General features: G+C 60.2%; 4 protein-coding genes. 3 read left to right on the top strand and 1 reads right to left on the bottom strand.

Features of this window, described 5'->3' with window-relative positions; genetic code table 11:
- Together HKN37_17260 and HKN37_17255 are read left to right on the top strand one after the other, a co-directional pair.
- Positions 1-1,168, top strand: a 1,168-nt coding sequence (locus HKN37_17260; protein ID NNE48403.1) for an FAD-dependent oxidoreductase, incomplete at its 5' end; no start/stop codon positions are given.
- Positions 1,169-1,211: 43 nt separating this feature from the next.
- Positions 1,212-1,637 carry a nucleoside deaminase gene (locus HKN37_17255; protein ID NNE48402.1) on the top strand — a complete coding sequence of 142 codons (426 nt, stop codon included), beginning with the start codon at positions 1,212-1,214 and terminating at the stop codon, positions 1,635-1,637.
- 81 nt (positions 1,638-1,718) lie between these two features.
- Here the strand turns inward: HKN37_17255 and HKN37_17250 are convergent, their stop codons facing one another.
- On the bottom strand, positions 1,719-2,876 hold the full coding sequence (locus tag HKN37_17250; GenBank protein NNE48401.1) for an alpha/beta hydrolase: 1,158 nt from the start codon (positions 2,874-2,876) through the stop codon (positions 1,719-1,721).
- Positions 2,877-3,325: 449 nt separating this feature from the next.
- On the opposite strand from HKN37_17250, the gene HKN37_17245 reads away from it, so the two are divergent.
- Positions 3,326-3,765, top strand: a 440-nt coding sequence (locus tag HKN37_17245; GenBank protein NNE48400.1) for a Fic family protein, incomplete at its 3' end; no start/stop codon positions are given.

The following is a 3,765-nucleotide window of genomic DNA, read 5'->3' as shown; positions in this document are numbered from 1 at the left end:
CGACCCGAACTCGTACGGTGGCCTTCTGTGGTGTCTCGGCCTCTTCGATCGTCCATTTACACCGCCGAAGCTGATCGTCGGTACCGTTCGGCCGCGGTCGATACAGGCGCACGCCGAGCGACTCGACCTCGTTCAGTATGCTGCCCACGTCAGTCGCCCGGTTCATCCGGATGACCCGGAGGTGGCGATCGTGGGCGGCGGAATCTCGGGACTTGCGGCTGCCCGCGCGTTGTCAGATCACAACATCCGCGTTACCGTCTTCGACCGCGGGCGTACTCCCGGCGGCCGTGCCTCCACGCGCGTTACCGGGCGGCAATCATTCGATCATGGGGCACAATACTTTACGGCCCGCGACGAGCGTTTCCAGCGCTACGTGTCGTCGTGGGTCAAAGACGGCATCGCTGCCAGATGGCAGGCGCGTGTAGGGGTTGCGAAGCATGGTGCGATTGAAGGCAAGGAGAGTGCGGTCGCACGACTCGTCGGTGTCCCGGGCATGAATGCGATTGCTCGTCACCTTGCGGCCGACATTCACGTCGAGTCCGGCGTCAAGGTTACTCGTCCTCGGCGGGTGGGATCGCGATGGCAACTCGTCGACGACCGACAAACCGAACTCGGAGAATTCGATATTGTCATCGTCGCCACACCGCCTCAGCAGGCGGCGGCGCTGATCGCCGACCGGTCGACGTTAGCTGAGGTTCTCACGCGCGTTCGCATGCGACCCTGCTGGGCGGTGATGGTCGGCTTCGAGCAGCCGCTGTTGATCGACTATGATGCCCTTTTTGTACACGACAGTCCCGTCGGTTGGGCCGCCCGAAACAGCAGTAAGCCGCAACGTCCGGATGGCGAGTCGTGGGTGCTGCACGCAACGCCCGAGTGGTCGGATCATCGTCGTGATAGCACGGCCGAGGAGGTCTCAAAGCCACTGCTGAAGGCGTTCCTGGAGGCGACCGGCGTCGATGCCGGATCCGTCGCTTCGATCGACGCACATCGATGGCTGTACTCGCAGGCAGCGGAACCGCTTGATGTCGGCTGCCTCTGGGACGCGGGCAACAGCATCGGCATCTGCGGTGATTGGTGTTCGGGCTCCCGCATTGAGGGTGCGTTCCTCAGTGGAATGGCGATGGCGGGCCGCGTCCTCTCGCACCGACTCAGCAGGCATGGACTATGAAACGTGCGGTACGCGACCATCAATCAGACCACCTCCCACAGGCATGACTGACGCTGACTGGATGCGGATGGCCATCGAAGAAGCGCGCAAAGGAGACGCCCCATACGGTGCGGTCATCGTGCTGGACGCTTCACTTGTCGCCACCGGTTTCAACACGACGAGACGACACAAAGACGCGACCGCGCACGCCGAGGTGAACGCGATTCGTCATGCCACGACAGCCCTCAGCTCGCGGTCGCTCGAAGGCTGCACGCTGTATGCGACGGGCGAGCCGTGTGCAATGTGCGCGGGCGCAGCCGTGTGGGCAGGCATATCGCGAATCGTCTTTGGCGCGACGTTCGCACAACTCGCCGGTGCCGGCCAGCATCAGATTGGTATCTCCTGCAAGGAGGTGATCGAGGCTGGCTTCAGGGAAATCGATGTTCTCGGCGGAGTTTTGGCGGATGAGGTTCTGGGACTCTTTGTCTAGTTCGTCTGCGTGAGCGAAGGCCGAACGCCTCGCTTCAGGCAGGGGAGGTGCGGAGTAGACCTCCGGGTGGGCCTTGCTGGTTCACTGTTTCGCTTCCAATGTTGCTATCGCGTCACGTACTTCCTCGTTGTCCGGATAGTATTCCTGTGTGAGACGGAAGATGGCCATAGCCTTGTCAGGCTGCTCCATCATATCCATGGCCATGTAGCCGAGCATGACCAGCAGGTCTTCCTCCATAGCCATGGAGTAGCCCAGGTTTGCCGTCAGGCGTTCGCCCCGTTCCCGAATGAGGGTTACCAACGTTTCGGTTGGTGTGGCAGGATCATTGTACACCGATGGACTACGGAGAACAAACCAGTCAAAGGCGAACATCAGTCCGTCCCGCATGGAAGCGAGCGGAACGGAGCCGTGCAGATCGTTCTCATAATATCGCCAGTCACTCCGCAGCCCACTTGTGTCATCGTCCTCCATCATCCGTACGAACTCCAGCTGCGACCGCATGCCGAGGCTAAACCCCGACGTGTCATTCTCGATATCGCGGATGGTCAATGTGTCCGAGAACCGGGGGATTTCGTTCGCGATGGTGACGTATAGCGTTTTCCCGGTGAAGTCTTGTGTGGCCAGCGCTTCCCGGGTGCGGTCGAGCATGAGGGGATAATCCCAGTCCAGACTAGGATCCATAGCCAGGTACGTGGAAAACAGGTCGGGGCGGGTGAGGAGTGTGTGTATGGTGAACAGGCCGCCGTAGGAATGTCCGACCAGTGTCCGGAACGTTGACGTGGGATACGTCCGGTCCATGTAGGGGATGAGCTCATCGGCCAGGAACGTCATGAAACGGTCCGCCCCGCCGGACACTTCCATGGCCATACCGTTGCGCTGCGAGATCTCCGAGACCGTCAAATCCCGGTCACGATTCATGGCATTTCCGACGCCCACGACAATGAGTTCGGGGACATGAGAATACGTATAGTACGCCAGCACGGCGGCCATGCCTTGAAGGTGGACCTCGCCGTCGAGCACGTACATGACCGGGTAGCGGACCCCCTCACGGAGACCGTCCTCGGGCAGATGGATCCAGAACGGACGCATTTCCCCGAGCACTTCGGAATAGAGGCTGTCAGGTTGGCCTATGGAAATGAATGGGTCCTGGGCGCCGGCCGGAATGGCATATGCCGTCCAGAGGCAGAGTGCGGTTAGGAGAGGGCGGGTAGGGTTCACGGGGTCTTCCGATGGGTGCATGAGTCGGGGCACGTTGGACTGCCCGGTTACCGCGAAGTTGCCCGGGGAGGATGCCGGCCGAGGGACGATTAGTCCCGCCTCCGTGTAGGGACTACGTCGAGACCGGTCTTCCTACCCGTCGTGGTTCGGGTTCTGTGTAACCGGTGCGTAGCCCGGGTAACCCGTTCCCGTAAAGGACTCAACCCCGGTCGGTTGCGCCAGGTGGTCGCTACATGGACCTCTGTGATCTATTGTCACCAGGTTTTCGCATAATCGTCGTTGCCGAGAGAGGCAAGATGATCTTTCGTTTTCGGAAAGCTGATCTTGTTTTGCCACGAGGCCACTAGATCGCGGACCGAGTGCTAAGTCAGGCACCTTTAACAAGAACACATGTTGATGTCTATATTAAAGGTAACCTTTAACAAGTTCTCTGCGTTGCCAGTTTATTAAAGCAAGCCTTTATCACGATCATGGGCCGATCTGGACACTACGTCAAACAGCCAGGCGGGTACAGCGCATTCATCCCCGCCCCGATGCCCCCGCAGCCTCCCATAGAACTGGACCAGGAGCTGCAGCAGGCCCTTTCACGGGCTGACCGCGCACTCGGACGCCTGGACGGCTCGATCCAAACGCTGCCAGACCCAGACCTGTTCGTGTTCATGTACGTGCGAAAGGAGGCCGTGCTCTCAAGTCAGATCGAGGGAACGCAGAGTTCACTACAGGACGTTCTGGAGGCAGAAGCGGCCATCATGGATCCGGATCGGCCACGGGATGTCGTCGAAGTCATCAACTATATTCGCGCCATGAACCTCGGGCTCGAACGGCTCGAGGATCTGCCCGTGTCGGTTCGTCTGATCCGCGAAATCCACGCCGAGCTCATGCGCGGAGTACGCGGAGGCCAGATGCAACC

The organism is Rhodothermales bacterium (assembly GCA_013002345.1).
In the GTDB taxonomy this organism is placed as follows: domain Bacteria; phylum Bacteroidota; class Rhodothermia; order Rhodothermales; family JABDKH01; genus JABDKH01.
The sequence above is the reverse complement of the archived record's forward strand: the minus strand, read 5'-3'. Positions and strand labels throughout refer to the sequence as shown.

What these genes read in the sequence shown, in the direction of transcription:
- HKN37_17255 (NNE48402.1), top strand. Translation starts at nt 1,212, where the DNA reads ATGACTGACGCTGACTGGATGCGGATGGCCATCGAAGAAGCGCGCAAA.
- HKN37_17250 (NNE48401.1), bottom strand. Translation starts at nt 2,876, where the DNA reads ATGCACCCATCGGAAGACCCCGTGAACCCTACCCGCCCTCTCCTAACC.